Below are 17,016 nucleotides of genomic sequence, written 5' to 3'. Positions count from 1 at the left end.
CTAGACTGTGCTGTCTAGATTAACCGAAGGCTCCACGCGCGTTAAGGCTTTTGGCGCTTTAGATTCACCTGCTAAGTTCACCCATTAAAATCACGCGGCCGTCTAGCCCAGAATTCCGGCACCCATCGTGGCCTTCAAGTCACCCATCAGGTTGCCCGAACGCTCCACGCGCAGGTGTTCGCCAAGGACCATCATGGTGGACTCCGCGCCGTCGACAAGCGTTAAGTACACATCCGACTCGCCCTTGTTGTTGACCAGCACCTGCTTGAGCTTGGCGATGTTTTCCATCGTGCACTGATCCGTGCGCATGGTAAGGCGCAGCGGCAGGCCCGCTCCCCCACCTGGCCCCAAATCCGGCACCCGGATATCGGAGCAGAACAGGGACATACGCTCGTCACGAATCTTGACCTGTACTTTGGCCAAAATGATGTTGTCTTCCGCAATCTGCGGTGCCACCAGCGAATAGACCTGGTTGAAGACCAGAATATCCACCTGCGCGCCGTTGTGGTCTTCCATATTCACGATCGCCCACGGAGAGCCATCACGCTTGGAAAAGCGCCTGTCAACGCCCGAGATGATGCCGCCGATAACCAGCTCCTGGCCGTTGTGAACCTCGCCGGAGAGAATCTTCGGCAGTGGCGTATCCGTCTGCGACTCAAGTGCTTCCTCGAAACCGTCCAGCGGATGGCCGGAGACGTAAAGACCCAGCATCTCGCGCTCCAAGGCAAGCTCATGCTTGCGCTCCCAGTTGTCGTCCGGGATATCGATGGCGAAGGCAGAAGCCACTTCGGATTGCTCATCGCCGCCGAAGCCAGCAAAAAGGTCGAACTGCCCCTTGTCCGCTGCCTTCTTCGTGGTCTGCACGGCATCGACTGCATCCTCGTGGATGAGCATCAAGCCCTTGCGTGGGTGTTCCATGGAATCGAAGGCGCCGGCCTTGATGAGCGATTCCGTCACGCGCTTGGTGCAAGCGGTCAGCTCAATCTTGTCGAGGTAATCCGAAAAAGAGGTATATGCGCCCTTTTCCTTGCGGGTCTTGACGATGGACTCCACCACTTCCGAGCCGACGTTACGGATAGCGCCCATGCCGAAGCGAATATCCTCACCGACCGCCTGGAAGTTCTCCACGGACTCGTTGACGTCGGGCGAAAGCACCTTGATGCCAAGGTGCCGGCAATCGGATAGATAGATAGCGGACTTATCTTTCTTATCGCCCACCGAGGTCAGCAGCGCTGCCATGTACTCCGGCGCGTAGTAGGCCTTGAGATAAGCGGTCCAGAAGGAAACCAGGCCGTAGCCTGCGGCGTGGGACTTGTTAAACGCGTAGGAAGCGAAAGGCTCAATCGTGCCCCACAGCGCGTCCATGGCGTCCTTGGAGTAGCCGTTTGCCTGCATGCCGCCCCAGAACTTGTCGTACTGCTGGGCCAGGACTTCCGGCTTCTTCTTACCCATGGCCTTGCGGAAGCCATCTGCCTCACCAGCGGTGTAATTAGCCACCTTCTGGGAGATACGCATGATCTGCTCCTGGTAGACGATAAGACCGTAGGTCTCATCGAGGATCTCACGCAGCGGCTCCTCCAGCTCGGGGTGAATCGGCGTGATTTCCTTGCGGCCGTTCTTGCGGTCCGCATAGTCCCAGTGTGCGTTAACGCCCATCGGGCCCGGGCGGTATAGCGCCAGCGACGCGACGATGTCTTTAAAGCCCGTCGGTTTCATGCGCTTAAGCAGCTCCTGCATGCCGCCGGAGTCCAGCTGGAACACGCCCAGGGTCTCGCCGCGGGAAAGCAGCTCGTATACCTTTGACACGTTAGGGTCGTCGGCGTGGATTTCCTCCAGTTGGATTTCCTCGCCGCGGTTTTTCTTGATGTTTTCTAGGCAATCGCCGATGACTGTGAGGTTTCGCAGTCCCAGGAAGTCCATCTTCAGCAGGCCAATGGCCTCGCATGCCGGGTAATCCCAGCCGGTAATATACGCGCCGTCGGCAGGCCTTTGCCACATCGGAATGTGGTCCATCAGGCGCACGGACGCCATAATCACCGCACAAGCGTGCACACCGGCCTGGCGGACGACGCCCTCGAGACCACGCGCGGTCTCATAAATCTTCTTGACGTCCGGGTCCGTCTCAATCATCTGCCGGACCTCGGTGGCCTCTGAGTAGCGCTCGTGCTCCGGGTCCATGATGCCCGATAGCGGAATGTCCTTCGCCATGATGGCAGGCGGCAGCGCGCCGTTGATGCGGTCAGCCATCTGGAAGCCTGGCTGGCCAAAGTGCACTTTCGCGGAGTCCTTGATGGCCTGCTTGGTCTTCACGGTGCCGAAGGTAATCACCTGCGCGACCTTGTCCTCGCCCCAACGATCGGCGGCGTACTGAATCATCTCGCCACGGCGGCGGTCGTCGAAGTCGATATCAATATCCGGTGCGGATGGACGCTCCGGGTTGAGGAATCGCTCGAAGAGGAGGTCGTGCTCAATTGGGTCAATATTCGTGATGGTAAGCGCGTAAGCCACCAGCGCACCTGCCGCGGAACCACGCCCCGGCCCCACTCGAATGCCCACGGATCGCGCATGCTTGATGAGCTCGGCCACGATGAGGAAGTAGGAAGGATAACCCTTCATATCGATAACGCTGATTTCATACTCAGCGCGCTTCACGTACTCCTCCGGCACCTCCTTGCCCGGGAAGCGATCCTGCAGGCCCTCCATCACCTCGTGGGTCAGCCAGGAAGTTGGCGTGTGACCTTCCGGCACGTCCGCAATCGGCATGCGGTCGTGGGTATGCTCCTCCCAAATCTCGCCGTAGTCCTGTACGCGTTCGGCGATCCACAGGGTGTTATCGCAGCCGTCTGGAATCATGTCATCCCAGATCTCACGCATCTGCGCTGCGGATTTGATGTAGTAACCGGTGCCGTCAAACTTGAAGCGATCCGGGTCCATGAAGGTCTTGCCGGTCTGCACACACAGCATTGCCTCATGCGAGGGCGCCTGGCTTTCCAGCACGTAGTGGCAGTCATTGGTAACAAGCGGCGGCAAGTCCAGTTTGCGGCCGATTTCCAACAGGCCGTCACGCGTGCGCTTCTCGATGTCGAGCCCGTGGTCCATGAGCTCCAAGAAGAAGTTGTCCTTGCCATAGATGTCCTGCCACATCGCCGCAGCCTCCAGCGCCTCGTCGAACTGCCCTAAGCGCAGGCGAGTCTGGACGTCGCCAGACGGGCAGCCGGTGGTGGCGATGATGCCTTCTGCATGCTCTGCGATGAGCTCGGCATCCATACGCGGCCACTTACCCAATTGGCCCTCATAAGAAGCCAGCGAGGAAAGCTTGAACAGGTTTTTCAGGCCCGTCGCGTTTTCCGCCAGCATGGTTTGGTGCAGGTAAGCACCCGATGCGGAGACGTCGTCGCGCTTTTGATCAGGAGTGCCCCACAGCACGCGCTTTTTGTTAAAGCGGGACTCCGGCGCCATGTAGGCCTCAATGCCGATGATGGGTTTCACACCCGCGCTGGTCATCCTCTTATAGAAAGCGTTAGAGCCATACATATTGCCGTGGTCGGTCATGCCCACGGCCGGCATCTCCTGGCGCACCACCTCATCGGCGAGCATGTCCACCTTGGCCATGCCGTCCAACATCGAGAACTCGGTGTGATTGTGAAGGTGAACAAAGGAGGAGTTTTTCGCCATGCGGGTTAGTTTAGCGGGCGCGTCAAACCCCGACGCCGCGCCGAAAATACTGACAAGAATTCTTCGCAGTTTCGGCTGCCAACGAGTACATTATTTCCCGATGATTTACACCATTGCTGCCTATCTCATGTGGGGCTTCTTCCCCGCTTTCTTCCCGCTTTTGCTGCCAGCGAGCCCGCTGGAGATTCTGGCGCACCGCATCGTGTGGACTGCCGTGCTGGTTACCGGTTTCCTTTTCCTCACCGGCGGTTGGCGCGAGTTACGGGCGTTTAGCGCACGCACGTGGGGATGGATGCTCGCGTGTGGTGTGGCCATTACGGTCAACTGGGGCACTTACGTCATTGCGATTAACTCCGGGCATGTTGCCGACGCCGCGCTGGGCTACTTCATCAACCCGCTTGTTTCGGTGGCGCTCGGCATCATCTTCTTGAAGGAAACGCTCAACAAGGCGCAGGCGGCATCGGTTGGAGTGGCCTTCATCGCCGTTATCTGGCTGACGTTTATGACCGGCCAGGCACCGTATATCTCCCTGGCTTTGGCGTTTAGCTTTGGCATCTACGGCCTTATGAAAAAGCGCATCCACGTCTCCTCTACTGGTTCGGTGGCGGCGGAGACCATCGCGATGCTGCCGGTGGCAATCGGCTATCTGGTCTGGCTAACCTTCCAAGGCCAATCCACATTTGCCAGCGAAGGCCCCAGCCACATTGTGCTTCTGATTGCCTCCGGCCTGATCACCGCTTTGCCGCTGCTGTGTTTTGCCAAGGGCGCCAAACAGCTACCGCTGGCCACAGTGGGTATGCTGCAGTACATGACCCCTATCATGCAGATGCTCTGGGCACTGTTTGTCAATCACGAGCACATGTCCACCGCCCGCTGGATTGGCTTTGGCATCATCTGGGTGGCGGTTATCATCTACCTCGCGGATCTGGTCCGCACGCGCCGCGCTTCCCGACGCCGCGCCCGCTAACGCATCTCTTTCCGCGCTGCCTTTGCTCGGCGGCGCCTTTCTTTTTCTTCCCGCGCATCAAGCGCCCAGCGCGGCATCTGAAAAATCATAAACAAGCAATAGACGGCCACGAAGGCACAGATGCCAATCGAAAGCGGCTCACCGGAAGTAAAAAACAGAAACACCAGCCCAATAAGACAGAACACCAGCCCCGCCCACACGGCAATGTAGGCAAAGCGGTAGTTCGGCATCCAGGCGCTGGTATCGGCAAAAATGCGCATCTTTATCCTCTTCTGTGTTCCTTCTTCCGGTTCTTTTGCGAGCCCTTTCGCGAGAGCCCGTGCTTGAGCATGCACTAGTACTGCAAGGAATTTAGGGGCCGGACGCCAAAGCTGCCCCAGGCGGCGTCGGCAGGCGCGGGTTCTACTGCAGCAACCAACTCGTTGCCGGCAATCTCGCGCAGGCTATCGCCATCAGCCCAGACGATGACCGCATCCACCTTCGACGGCACATTCGCTTGGCCTACTCCCGCATAGGAATCGCGCAGGCGCTTTATCTCCGTATCGATAACGCCAGCGCGGTCTGCTCCTGCAGTAGGCTCCGGCACTGCCAAAGGTGCCGCCATCCCTAAGATGATGGCGCTCATGCGCGGGGCCGGCTGCGCCAGAGCGGCGACCTGCTGCGAGTTCAATGACTCGTCAAAGCTGACCAACGCATATGCCGGTTCATCGGCAGCAGCAAGCGCATCTGCCGCCCGCGCTATGTATTCCTCCCGTGACTCATTATCGGGGCCTAGCTGATCCCCCTGCAGAGCCACCGTGGACTTGGTACCGAAAAGCCCAAAGCACAGCAGGATGAATAGAACAAACATTACTGCCATAACGCCCGCTGCTATCCGACGCCGCCGATAAATCTCCGGTGGATGCCTCATCCGCGTAGTTCCTCCAGCGCAAAGCGCAGATCATCCGGATACGGCGCCGACACCTCGAAGTACTTGCCCGTTCCCGGGTGGGCAAAGCCCAATGTCACCGCATGCAGCCACTGCCTAACCAGCCGCAGGCGCTTGGCCAGGTTCGGATCGCAGCCATACATGGGATCGCCCACGCAGGGATGCCCCGTTGCCGCCATGTGCACGCGAATCTGGTGGGTGCGCCCAGTTTCTAGGTGTACCTCGAGCAGGCTGGCCTCGCGAAAGGCTTCAAGTAGCTTGTAGTGGGTCACGGCGTGCTTGCCATCGTCTACCACCGCAAACTTCCAGCCGGAGGAGGGATGGCGGCCAATCGGCGCATCGATGGTTCCCACAATCGGGTCCGGGAGGCCCTGGACCACCGCGTGATAGGTCTTGGTCACGGTGCGTTCTTTAAACGCTGCCTTCAGCTGCGAATAGGCGCGCTCACTTGCGGCCACCACCATCACGCCCGAGGTGCCGACGTCAAGGCGGTGGACGATGCCCTTGCGTTCGGTAGGCCCCGCGTCGGCAAGCTGGTAGCCCGCCGCGCGCAAACCGCCGATGACCGTGGGGCCTTCCCAGCCCAGCGTCGGATGCGCTGCCACGCCCACCGGCTTGTGCACGCAGATGACATCGTCATCGGCATAGAGCACATCCATGCCCTCGACGAGTTCTTCCTTCGGAATCAGCGGCTCCTCCGGCGCGGGCATCATGACGTCAATCCAGCCGCCTGCCTCCAAGCGGTCGGACTTGGCTACCGCAGCACCGTCCATCTCGACGTCGCCAGCCATGCACAAATCCGCAGCCTTTGCCCGGGAGATACCGATGAGCTTGGCCAAGGCGGCGTCGGCACGCATGCCCTCGAGGCCTTCTGGAATCGGAAGTCTACGACTCTCGCGCATCGCCACCTGCCTTTTCTGCTTGCTTCTTTGTATCTTCCAGCAACATCGCCACAATGAATACCACTACGCCGCAGGTAATCGAGGCATCCGCCAGATTAAATACTGCGAACCGTCCCACGGAGATGTAATCCACTACATGACCAAACCAAAAGCCCGGCTCGCGGAAGAGTCGGTCGATGAGGTTACCCAGCGCGCCGCCGGCGATCATGGCTAAGCTCACGGCCTGCCATTTGTCCTTCATCCGCGGCGCCGCGATAGCCACGCCCACGACGAATGCCAGCTGAATGGTGGTAAACAGCCAAGTACTGCCCTCGCCGCCCATAGAAAAGGCCGCGCCGGGGTTAAACAGAAGGTAGAAGCGGAACCATCCGCCGATAATATTCATCGGCTCCCCCTCAGTGAGGATGGACAGCATTATTTGCTTTACTGCTTGGTCAATGACGGCCACCGCGGTAACTACCGCGGCCATCAGCCCAACGAAACTCCTTCTTTTTTGACTCACCCAAGTCATTCTAAACACCCGCTTCCGGTAATTTGGAATGCTGTGTTCCGTGTTAAAGCTTTAGCCACCGTTTCTGTCCTCGCGCTCGCCGCCTCACCGCTTAGCGCCTGCTCCTATGAAAAGCCTGCGCCAACCGTTGAGCAGCCGGTGGGCCTGCCAATCGACGCCCCGCGCATCACCGTCGAATCCGCAGGCAGCGGAGAAAAGCGGGTGCTTTCCTACCACGACATCGATGCCGAGCAGAAAGTCACCTATTCCGTAACCGAGGGCTTTAGCCAGGACCTGATGAAGTCTTCTGCGGCCAAGGACTTCAATGCCTCCAAGATTAAGGCGGCCACCACGACGCTGCCGCTAGAGGCCAGCGTCGATGAGGCTACCGAGAACGTCGAGGGCCAGCTGCCTGCTACCCGCAACGTTTTTGCCACCAGCGGCACGCCGGAATACTCCGGGGATGCTGATGCTTCCTCCGGCGAGGGATTCCAGTTTGGCTGGCGTGCCGAGGACTCGGGCCAGATGTCTTCGCTGCGCTTGGCCGCGCCACAAGACGGCACCGACGAGGCCCGTGGCATTACTGAACAGGCCATCATGAAGCTGACTTCCCTACCTGTAGTCTTCCCGGACGAGGAAATCGGCAAGGGCGCAAAGTGGTCAGTGGAATCCCGCGTGGCCGGCGAGTCCACTTTGCTGCAAACCGCAACTTATACGCTGGATGAGCAGGACGGCGACGTCGTCAAGCTCAGTGTTTCTGTAAAGCAGCGCCCATCCCTGGGCGCGCTGTCTTTCGAGGGGCAAGCCGCGGGCACGGAGCTGGCTGATAAAGAGCTCAAGGTCATGGACTCCACAACCGATTCCTCTGGCCAGCTGACCGTGGACCTATCGCAGCCGCTGCCAACCGACGGCGAGGTGGCCATCGACACCAAAATCACCTACGGCGCCGACTCCTCCGACCTGCGCGTGGTGCAGTCCACCACCACAGATCTGAAGTTCTCCCCAGCTAAGTAGTTCCCGGCTTCGAGTTTTAGCTCTTCTTTTCTAGCGCTTGTTCGCTTGTTACTGCGCCGGCTGCTCGGCTGGCGCACCTTCTGCCGGCTGCTCGGCGGGTTGTTCTGCCGGAGCGCCCTCTGTTGGCTGCTCGGCCGGAGCGTTTTCTGCCGGCGCACCTGCAGCGCCGCCTGCGGTATCCGCGCACATCGGCGGGACTTGCTCTGGCGGCACGATGTTGGAAACCAAGATGCAGGCCCAGTTCTTCGACAGCTTCCAGTCGCCGTTTTCGAAGACAAACTCAACCTGGTCTGCGGTCTGGCCCTGGCCATCCGGGGTAGAGAAGTTAACGGTAGCCAGCGCGGATTCTGGGCTGTAGCCCGGCAGCACTGGGTCGACGACCTCAAAAACTGCGCCGGACTCTGCCTGGGAGGCTGCCATGACGTCGAAAAGCTCTGACGCCTCCTCGGAGCCTTGCACGGTCTTGGTCTTTTCCTCGACCGGCACGTTCGGGTCGGTGGCCTTGGTCAGGATGGCGTTGAGGGCAGCTGCATCCGGAATCTCAGTGGAGGCAATTGAGGTCTCCTCTGCACTCGAGGACTTCTCAGTAGATGATGGTTTAGCCTTGTCAGCTTCATCGGAAGAAGAGCAGGCAGCCAAAGCGGTAGCAGCACTAACGGCCATGAGAGCGGCCCCGAGCTTGGTGAACTTCACTTTTTCTCCTCACGTTGGGTGGCGCGACTTCGCATCTTAGCGCGCGATAGTTGTCGCTTTTCTTCACACCACATTACCCACGCCACTTCCATTTCCGTGCGCCCCGCGCCCACCAACACCATCTTTTTCGCTACTAATGCCCCGTCGCTAATCGCTAGGGTGGAGTCCATGACTATCGCGCTTATCGCCACCGGCGGCACCATCGCCTGCACCGCGGCCGCGGACGGCTCGCTCATTCCAACAGTCACCGGCCAGGAACTGGCCCGTAGCCTTTCGGCAGACATTGAAGTCATCGAATTCCGCCAACTCGACTCCAGCTCCATCACCTTGGCGGATCTCGATGAGCTGCTCGGCACCGTCCACGTGCAACTCACCCGCACCGACATCGACGGCATCCTCATCACCCATGGCACGGATTCCATGGAAGAAACCGCCATGGCGCTTTCCATTTTTGATCCGGGCACAAAGCCCGTTGTTCTCACAGGCGCGCAGCGGTCTTTCGATCATCCCGGAGGCGACGGTCCGCGCAACCTCCACGACAGCCTGCACCTCATCGAGCAAGGAACCCCCGGTGTTTATATCCAGTTCGGAGGCATGACCATCCCGGCGCGCGGGGCACGCAAGAACCACACCTTTCATCTCAACGGCTTTGAATCGATGCCCGTTGGCGAATCCAATCTCTTTCCCCTACCGCTTGCCCCACTCGCACCACACCCGGTTGCCATCCTTGCCGCGTACCCCGGCGCTGACGCCACGCTTGTCGACGCCGCCATTCCCCACTTTTCGGGCCTCGTCATCGAGGCGCTCGGTTCCGGAAACATGGGCGAAGGTATGGGCGAAGGCGTAGCGCGCGCACTCGAAGCAGGCCTTCCCGTTGCCATCAGCACCCGCGTGCCCTACGGCACTACTTCCCTCGCCTACGGCGGCTCCGGTGGTGGTGCAACGCTTGCCGATAAAGGCGCGGTTAGTGCTGGCGCTTTCCGCCCCGGTCAAGCGCGAATCCTTCTCGCCGCCGCCCTCGCCACCGGCACCTCCGTCTCCGAAGTTTTCGCCGCCAAAGCAGCGCCGAAACAATACTCGCGCTAGCTTTACACAGCGCCTGACTCAGTGCCTGGTTCAGCATCCGGATCAGCGTCCTGCACAAACCACTCCGGCCATGCCAAAGAATCAAGTGGGTCCCCGGGAATTAGATCCGGATCATCAGCAGCAAAGGATTTGGTGCGGCCGGGGCCTGTCGCACGCGTTTCAAACCGCACGCTGACCACACCGTGACCGGCGCCCTGAATCCAGCCGTGGCCATAATCGGGATGATAAACGTCTTGCGTTGCCCGCCACGTGCTATCGGGTTCGTCCTCGATGCTTACTTCCACGCGCCCCTCATCAAGTGCGTTGTCCGAAACTCCGGCCTCGTAGTCATCGTCCGCTTTACTCGGCGGGCGCACCACCACGCGGTCCAGCTCAGGAAAGAGTACGTCTTGGCGCGCGGCCTCCAAGCCCGAATAGCTCACGCCCACCAAACGAATCGGGCCAAGCTCATCGGGATAGCGCGCGAGCTTGAATGCCGTTGCTTTTAAGGTTTCCACATCATCCGTGGCATAAGGAAGCGTGGCCGAGCGCGATTCGATGTGGAAATCTGCCATCCGCAGTTTGACGGAGACGGTGCGGGCACCGCGGCCGTCGCGAAGCAAGCGCCGATGCGCGCCCTCCGCCGCCCTCACAATCGCAGCGTCTACCTCCGCTACCGTAAGCAAATCCTTAGGGTAGGTATGCTCCGTGGAAATCTGCTTGGCCACTGCGCGCGGGGCCACCGCCCTGTCGTCGATGCCTTGAGCGAGCTTCCACAAACCCACACCAATCGTCGCGCCTAAAGAAATCTCCACTTCTTTTTGCGACATCGCCGCCAGCTGCCCGATGGTCTCCACACCGATAGCCGCGAGCTTCGTCCTCGTTACAGGCCCTACGCCCCACAGCTTTCCCACCGGCATGGGGTGGAGAATCTCCAACTGTTTTTCTGCTGGAATCACAAACGTGCCGTCCGGCTTCGCCTCCCCAGAACCAATCTTGGCAAATTGCTTACCCGAACCCGCCCCAATCGAACTCGGCAGGCCAGTCTCCGCACGAATCAGCTCCCGCAGGTTATCTGCCCATTCTTTTACTTCTTCTGGGCTCGCGCCGATCAAAGCTTCAGGCTCCATAAAGGCCTCATCAACGGAAAGCTGCTCTATAACTCCCACGTGTTCCGCGAGAATCTTAAACACTCTTTTCGACGCCGCTGAGTACACCACGTGCCGCGGCTGCACCACCACTCCGCGCAGGCCAACCAACTGCTGGGCGCGGAAAGTGGGCATGGCTGAGTGGGCGCCAAAAACGCGGGCCTCATAGGATGCGCCCGCCACGACGCCGCGCCCGCCGACGCCCGCGACCAACACCGGGCGCCCACGCAACGTCGGCCGGGTCAGCTGCTCGACGGACGCGAAGAAAGCGTCCATGTCGATGTGTAAAACCCAACGCTGCATGCGCCCCATTTTAGAACATGCGTCCTAAATGTCATGCACTGCCCAGCTTTCTAGCATGGAAAACACGCGAAAAGTCTTGCAGATCTCATAAAGCACGAAGGTGATCACCGCCTCACTAATAGCACGATTTTTTAGACAACGCCCGTGGCTTGTATGCAAGATGAATGCATGTCGAATGCAAGTACGCCAGCCGCCGAGCGCGCCTATGAATGGGTCAAGCGTGCAATCATCGAAGGTGACATTGCCGAATCCGAGATGCTCTCCGAGGCAGTCATCGCTTCAGAGCTCGGGATGAGCAGGACTCCCATGCGCGAGGCCTTCCTCCGCTTGGAAGTTGAGGGCTTTTTGAAGCTCTATCCCAAACGCGGCGCGCTGGTGGTCCCGATCAGCCCGCGCGAGATTCGCGAGGTCTACGAGGCGCGCCTGCTTGTCGACGCCCACTCCGCCCGCCATATCTGCGCCCTCCCCGCCGCAGAGCGCGCCGTCATTGCTGATTGCCTCGATGCGACCATCGCGGAACAAGACGCCGCGCTCAACGCCGGTGACCTGCGCACATACGCCCACCTCGATGCGCGTTTCCACCAGACCATCATGGACAACGGCGGCAATAGCCTGCTTGCCCATCTCGGTCACACGCTGCGCGAGCGTCAGCAGCGCTTCACAGCCACGGCAATTGGCCGCAATGTGGAGCGAGCGCGTGGCTTCGTCGCCCAGCACCGCCTGCTTGCCGAAGCCCTCCGCCACGGCAACTACTCCACCTACCTCACTGAACTCGAAGACCACCTGACTACTTCTAGGAATCAACTGTGACCGCTCAAACCTCAACATCCGCATCGTCGCTTTCCCATGTGCCCGCGACTGAGTCCGTGCCTAGCGTATCGCCGGCGCCGGAGGTGTTGCCTTCGTTTAGGCCTCATTCGTGGTTTCCCGTCGCCGGTTCAATGGTGGCGGTCGCGTGGGGCGGCAACGAGTTCACCCCATTGTTGGTGATGTACCGCGAGACTTCGCACTTTTCACAGGTGACCGTAAATGGTTTGCTCGCGGCATATGTCTTGGGAATCGTCCCCGCGTTGCTTGTGGGAGGCCCGCTATCCGACCTCATCGGCCGCAAGCCCACTCTCCTGCCGGCCGCGCCTTTATCGCTGCTGGGGTCTTTCCTGCTGTCCATCGCTCCGCATGAACCGCTTATCATCGCGCTAGGTCGCGTGCTGTGTGGCATGGCGCTGGGCCTTGTTATGGCGGTGGGTTCCACGTGGATTACCGAGCTTGTCTCCCGGGCTGGAGGGGACCCCGCGGCCGGTGCAAGAAAAGCTTCACTGTGCCTTACCGTCGGATTCTTGGTGGGCGCCGGAATTGCCTCGGTACTGGCGCAATGGGGCCCTTGGCCCACGCACTTAGCTTATATCCTGCACATTCTGCTGACTCTCGCGACTGCGGTTTGGCTGACGTATACTCCGGAAACTCGTGAGCCACGCCGCGGCACGGTAAAGACCACCATCTTGGAGCTGAAGGTTCGCGAGATGCTCGAAATGCTGCATATCCCGGCCGCCGCTCACAAGCGCTTCCTGCGCGTGGTCGTTCCCGTTGCCCCGTGGGTATTCGGATGTGCCGGTGCCGCCTATGCCTTGCTCCCGCAGTTGCTCGCCACGTCTGCGGGGCAAACGCCCATTGCGTTCTCCGGCCTCATGACCGTCATTACTTTAGGCTGCGGCGTTGGCGTGCAAATGCTCGGACGCCTCATCGATACCCATAAGTCCGCCCGAGCATCCGCCATCGCCATGGCGGTTATTACGCTCGGGGCTTTCGTCGCGGCCTTCGCAGCGCAGACGTTGTCGCTGCCTTTGGGCATCGCCGCTGCCGCCACGATGGGCGCTGGCTACGGCCTCGCCCTTGTCGCCGGACTCTCCGAGGTCCAGCGGATCGCCGGTGAAGAGGAGCTGGCAGGCCTCACCGCCGTGTACTACTCCATCTCCTATACCGGCTTCTTCATCCCTATGGCGTTTAGCGCACTATCGGCCTACATCGGATTTACGAAGCTTTTCATCATCGGCAGCATTTTGGCCATTTTGTGTCTAATCAACGTCACTATTGCCTGGCGCGCGCACCTGCCCGGCGCACAGCGCTGACTTTGCGCACTGTGGCCTAAACAGTCACCTCCGCATCAAGAAAGGCGAATTCATAGTATCCATACGCCGCGAGACGATTTACCTTCTCGCGGCTACCCACAGACAATGCCAAATGATTCCACCCAGCCAAAGCTAGCCGCTTTTCATGGCCTGGTCGCGCCATGATTTCGAAACGGGCACCGTCTTCGAAACTCAGAAAATAGGTCTTTAGCCCTGTACGTACATGGCCATGTGTTCGATTCGCATACCTGCAAATCTACACAGAAAAATACCCAGGTAACTGGCCATAAGCGTGCCCGGAAGGAGACACTATCTCCTTCCGGGCATTATTCACTTACGCTCTGACATCCAGGTGTCTATACGTTCGTGCGCGCGACGGTCGCGGTAACGTCCTTGACCACCTTGTGACCTTCGAGAGGCTCGGTAACCACATTGAACTCGGTGGCCAGAACCTCGGACGCAATGTGCTCCGCGTGACGCTGTGCCCATTCTTCCTTCTCGGCCGGAACGGACAGGACCACGCTGATACGGTCATAGACCTCGAAATCCTCGGCTTTGCGGGCATCCTGCAGGCCGCGGATGACGTCGGCGGCCCAGCCTTCTGCCTCGAGCTCCTCGGTCACCTCGGTGTCCAAGACCACGAGGCCATCGACGCCGTCGATACGCGCCGTCGATGCCGGGTTCGCCGCCTGCAGACGCTCGGTGTACTCATCAGCGCCCAGAACGATATCGCCGTCAACGACAACCTCGTCACCACGGCGCTCGTAATTACCCACCTTCAGGTTCTTGATTGCGCGCTGGACGTCCTTGCCCAAGCGCGGACCCGCGACCTTTGCATTACAGACAACTTCGAAGGTGCCCACGGAATCGACGTCGTCGGTCAAAACGACATCCTTCACATTGACCTCATCGCGGATGATGTCCGCAAAGTCAGCGAGCTGCGCGGAATCAGCCATGGCCACGGTCAGCTTCGGCAGCGGCAGGCGGTTACGAAGCTTGTTGGACTTACGCACACTCGATGCCGCGGAAGCTACCGCACGCACCGCGTCCATCGCGGAAACCAACTCCGCATCAGCCGGGTAATCCTCAGCCTTCGGGTAGCTAGCCAGGTGCACGGAGCGCTCGCCGGTCAAGCCACGGTAGATGACCTCAGCCACGTGCGGTAGCAGCGGAGCCACCACGCGGGTGACAGTCTCCAGCACGGTGTAGAGGGTGTTAAAGGCCGATGCGTGCTCTTCCTCGCCCGACCAGAAGCGGTCACGCGAGCGACGCACGTACCAGTTGGTCAGCACGTCCGCGAAGTGACGCACCTCCTCCGTCGCCGCAGCGATGTCAGTATTCGCCAGCGCCGCATCGGTATGCTCCACCAAGTCATGGGTCTTAGCCAGGATGTAGCGGTCAAGAACATTGCCTGAAGTGACATCGAACTTCGCCTCGCGGCTCGCGTAGAGCTGCAGGAAGGTATACGCATTCCAGATCGGCAAGATAGCCTGGCGCACGCCCTCGCGGATGCCTTGCTCCGTGACGATCAGATTGCCGCCGCGCAGAATCGGGCTGGACATCAAGAACCAGCGCATCGCATCCGAGCCATCGCGGTCAAAGACCTCGTTGACGTTCGGGTAGTTGCCCTTAGACTTCGACATCTTCAGACCATCATTGCCCAAGACGATGCCGTGAGCGACGACCTTCTTATACGCCGGACGGTCAAACAGCGCCGTAGACAGTACGTGCATCACGTAGAACCAACCACGCGTCTGGCCCGAGTACTCCACGATGAAGTCAGACGGCGAATGCGTCTCGAACCACTCTTTGTTCTCAAACGGGTAGTGCTTTTGCGCAAACGGCATCGAACCAGACTCAAACCAGCAATCCAGCACGTCCGGTACACGAACCATCATGGACTTGCCCGTCGGGTCATCCGGGTTCGGGCGGGTCAACTCATCGATGTATGGGCGGTGCAAGGAGGTAGGACGCACGCCGAAGTCTGCCTCCAGCTCATCCAAAGAACCGTAGACATCAACGCGCGGGTAGTCTGGGTTATCGGAAACCCACGCCGGAATCGGTGCACCCCAGTAGCGAGTACGAGAGATGTTCCAGTCTCGTGCGCCTTCCAGCCACTTACCGAACTGGCCATCGCGGATATGCTCCGGCAACCACTCGATTTCGTTGTGGTTTAGCTCCACCATGCGGTCACGGAACTCGGTCACCTTCACAAACCACGCCGGCATTGCCTTGTAAATTAAAGGCTCGCCCGAACGCCAAGAGTGCGGGTAGGAGTGCTCAATCGTCACGTGGCGAACCACGCGGCCAGCAGCTTTAAGATCCTTGATGATGTCCTTGTTCGCATCGAAGACCAACTGGCCCTCATACGGCGGAACCTGCGAGGTAAACTCGCCGTCCTCATCCACTGGGATGGCAAGTTCGATGCCGTACTTCTGGCAGGTCAACATATCGTCCTCACCAAAGGCTGGAGCCTGGTGAACCACGCCGGTGCCGTCTTCAGTGGTGACGTAGTCTGCAAGAATGACCTGGTAGGCGTTCTCCAGCTCTGGGAAGAAACCGAAGATCGGCTGGTAGGTAAAGCCTTCCAACTCATTGCCCTGGAAAGTTTCGAGGACTTCTGCCTCGCCGAGTTCCTTGGCCAACGTCGCCGTCAAAGCCTCGGCCATGATGAACGTGTGGCCCGCGAAGTCGCCATCCGTGGCTTTGAACAGGACATAGTTAACCTCAGGGTGGACCGCCAATGCAGCATTCGACGGCAAAGTCCAAGGTGTCGTGGTCCAAGCGAGGAAGGAGGCGTCGGCAAGCGCAGGATGTGCGGAAAGCGTCTCCGCGGCCGCCGAATCAGCCTTCGCACCAGTAACCGGGAAAGTCACCGTCAGCGTCGGATCTTGGCGCATCTTATAAGAATCATCCAGGCGAGTTTCCTGGTTAGACAGCGAAGTATGCTCCGCCCAGGAATAAGGAAGCACACGGAAGCCCTGGTAGATAAGGCCCTTATCGTAGAGCTCCTTGAAAGCCCACATAACAGATTCCATGTAGTTGATGTCGAGCGTCTTGTAGCCGTTCTCGAAATCAACCCAGCGTGCCTGGCGGTTGACATAGTCTTCCCACTCATCTGCATACTGCATAACGGACTTCTCGCAGTACTCATTGAACTTGGCTAGACCCATGTCCTGAATCTGAGCCTTGTCCGTGATGCCCAGCTGCTTTTCCGCCTCCAACTCAGCCGGCAGGCCGTGGGTATCCCAACCGAAGATACGTGGCACATAATTGCCCGCCATCGTGCGGTAACGAGGGACGATGTCCTTAACGTAGCCGGTCAGGAGGTGACCGTAGTGTGGCAGGCCGTTCGCAAAGGGAGGGCCATCATAGAAGATGTACTCAGGACAATCCTTGGTCTGGTCCAAGCTGGCTTTGAAGGTATCGTCTTCCTTCCAGAACTTCTGGACGATTTCCTCCATGTCGGGGAAACGGGTGGAACCACCGGTCATGTCTACCTTGGGGTAGACACCGCCTACGTTTTCGCTCATTAATCTTCCTTCACTCGAGTGCTGGTGCAGGGACGCGCCTTGCGGCTCGCGGTACCACCCTGCTTGGCGCGAAAACACGCCCGCTTCGTTTCGGTGAAGGAGATTTCGGTCCTACCCGCTCGGTTCTACTTTTAAGCTCTGTGGCTTAGGTTCTTCCGAGATGCTCCCCGGT

At 59.4% G+C, this 17,016-nt stretch carries 13 protein-coding genes; 5 read left to right on the top strand and 8 right to left on the bottom strand.

The genetic code is table 11. The features are described from left to right. Positions 1-102: 102 nt before the first annotated feature. On the bottom strand, positions 103-3,675 hold the full coding sequence (dnaE, locus tag WM42_RS11190; protein ID WP_062038274.1) for a DNA polymerase III subunit alpha: 3,573 nt from the start codon (positions 3,673-3,675) through the stop codon (positions 103-105). 100 nt (positions 3,676-3,775) lie between these two features. On the opposite strand from dnaE, the gene rarD reads away from it, so the two are divergent. After that, on the top strand, positions 3,776-4,642 hold the full coding sequence (rarD, locus tag WM42_RS11185; RefSeq protein ID WP_062038271.1) for an EamA family transporter RarD: 867 nt from the start codon (positions 3,776-3,778) through the stop codon (positions 4,640-4,642). Here the strand turns inward: rarD and WM42_RS11180 are convergent. The 4 genes from WM42_RS11180 to lspA form a co-directional block, all read right to left on the bottom strand. After that, positions 4,639-4,902 (bottom strand): hypothetical protein, encoded by a 264-nt coding sequence (locus WM42_RS11180; RefSeq protein ID WP_062038268.1) that lies wholly within the window; start codon positions 4,900-4,902, stop codon positions 4,639-4,641. The two genes, rarD and WM42_RS11180, sit on opposite strands and share 4 nt — an antisense overlap. Positions 4,903-4,976: 74 nt before the next feature. After that, complete coding sequence (locus tag WM42_RS11175; protein ID WP_235591264.1) at positions 4,977-5,492, bottom strand: hypothetical protein; 516 nt, start codon at positions 5,490-5,492, stop codon at positions 4,977-4,979. A gap of 56 nt (positions 5,493-5,548) precedes the next feature. Then, positions 5,549-6,472, bottom strand: coding sequence for an RluA family pseudouridine synthase (locus tag WM42_RS11170; RefSeq protein WP_062038263.1), 924 nt, complete (start codon positions 6,470-6,472; stop codon positions 5,549-5,551). After that, on the bottom strand, positions 6,456-6,983 hold the full coding sequence (lspA, locus tag WM42_RS11165) for a signal peptidase II (RefSeq protein ID WP_061923430.1): 528 nt from the start codon (positions 6,981-6,983) through the stop codon (positions 6,456-6,458). Before lspA ends, WM42_RS11170 begins: the two co-directional genes overlap by 17 nt. A 33-nt stretch (positions 6,984-7,016) precedes the next feature. On the opposite strand from lspA, the gene WM42_RS11160 reads away from it, so the two are divergent. After that, entirely contained in the window at positions 7,017-7,976 is a 960-nt protein-coding gene (locus WM42_RS11160; protein WP_062038261.1) for a hypothetical protein, read from the top strand. Positions 7,977-8,024: 48 nt separating this feature from the next. On the opposite strand, the gene WM42_RS11155 is transcribed toward WM42_RS11160, so the two are convergent. Beyond that, on the bottom strand, positions 8,025-8,669 hold the full coding sequence (locus WM42_RS11155; RefSeq protein WP_062038259.1) for a WKL family lipoprotein: 645 nt from the start codon (positions 8,667-8,669) through the stop codon (positions 8,025-8,027). Between the two features lie 168 nt (positions 8,670-8,837). On the opposite strand from WM42_RS11155, the gene WM42_RS11150 reads away from it, so the two are divergent. Then, entirely contained in the window at positions 8,838-9,755 is a 918-nt protein-coding gene (locus WM42_RS11150) for an asparaginase (RefSeq protein WP_062038257.1), read from the top strand. Between the two features lie 2 nt (positions 9,756-9,757). Here the strand turns inward: WM42_RS11150 and WM42_RS11145 are convergent, their stop codons facing one another. Further along, positions 9,758-11,185, bottom strand: coding sequence for a DNA polymerase IV (locus WM42_RS11145; protein WP_062039441.1), 1,428 nt, complete (start codon positions 11,183-11,185; stop codon positions 9,758-9,760). A 168-nt stretch (positions 11,186-11,353) separates the two neighbouring features. Between WM42_RS11145 and WM42_RS11140 the strand changes: the two genes are divergently transcribed. Together WM42_RS11140 and WM42_RS11135 are read left to right on the top strand one after the other, a co-directional pair. Continuing rightward, on the top strand, positions 11,354-11,995 hold the full coding sequence (locus tag WM42_RS11140; RefSeq protein WP_062038255.1) for a GntR family transcriptional regulator: 642 nt from the start codon (positions 11,354-11,356) through the stop codon (positions 11,993-11,995). A gap of 131 nt (positions 11,996-12,126) precedes the next feature. Then, positions 12,127-13,311, top strand: a complete 1,185-nt coding sequence (locus WM42_RS11135; protein ID WP_062038253.1) for an MFS transporter — start codon at positions 12,127-12,129, stop codon at positions 13,309-13,311. 356 nt (positions 13,312-13,667) lie between these two features. Here the strand turns inward: WM42_RS11135 and ileS are convergent, their stop codons facing one another. Beyond that, positions 13,668-16,844 (bottom strand): isoleucine--tRNA ligase, encoded by a 3,177-nt coding sequence (ileS, locus tag WM42_RS11130; protein ID WP_062038251.1) that lies wholly within the window; start codon positions 16,842-16,844, stop codon positions 13,668-13,670. Positions 16,845-17,016 lie beyond the last annotated feature (172 nt).

Source organism: Corynebacterium simulans, assembly GCF_001586215.1.
Lineage (GTDB): Bacteria > Actinomycetota > Actinomycetes > Mycobacteriales > Mycobacteriaceae > Corynebacterium > Corynebacterium simulans.
The sequence above is the reverse complement of the archived record's forward strand: the minus strand, read 5'-3'. Positions and strand labels throughout refer to the sequence as shown.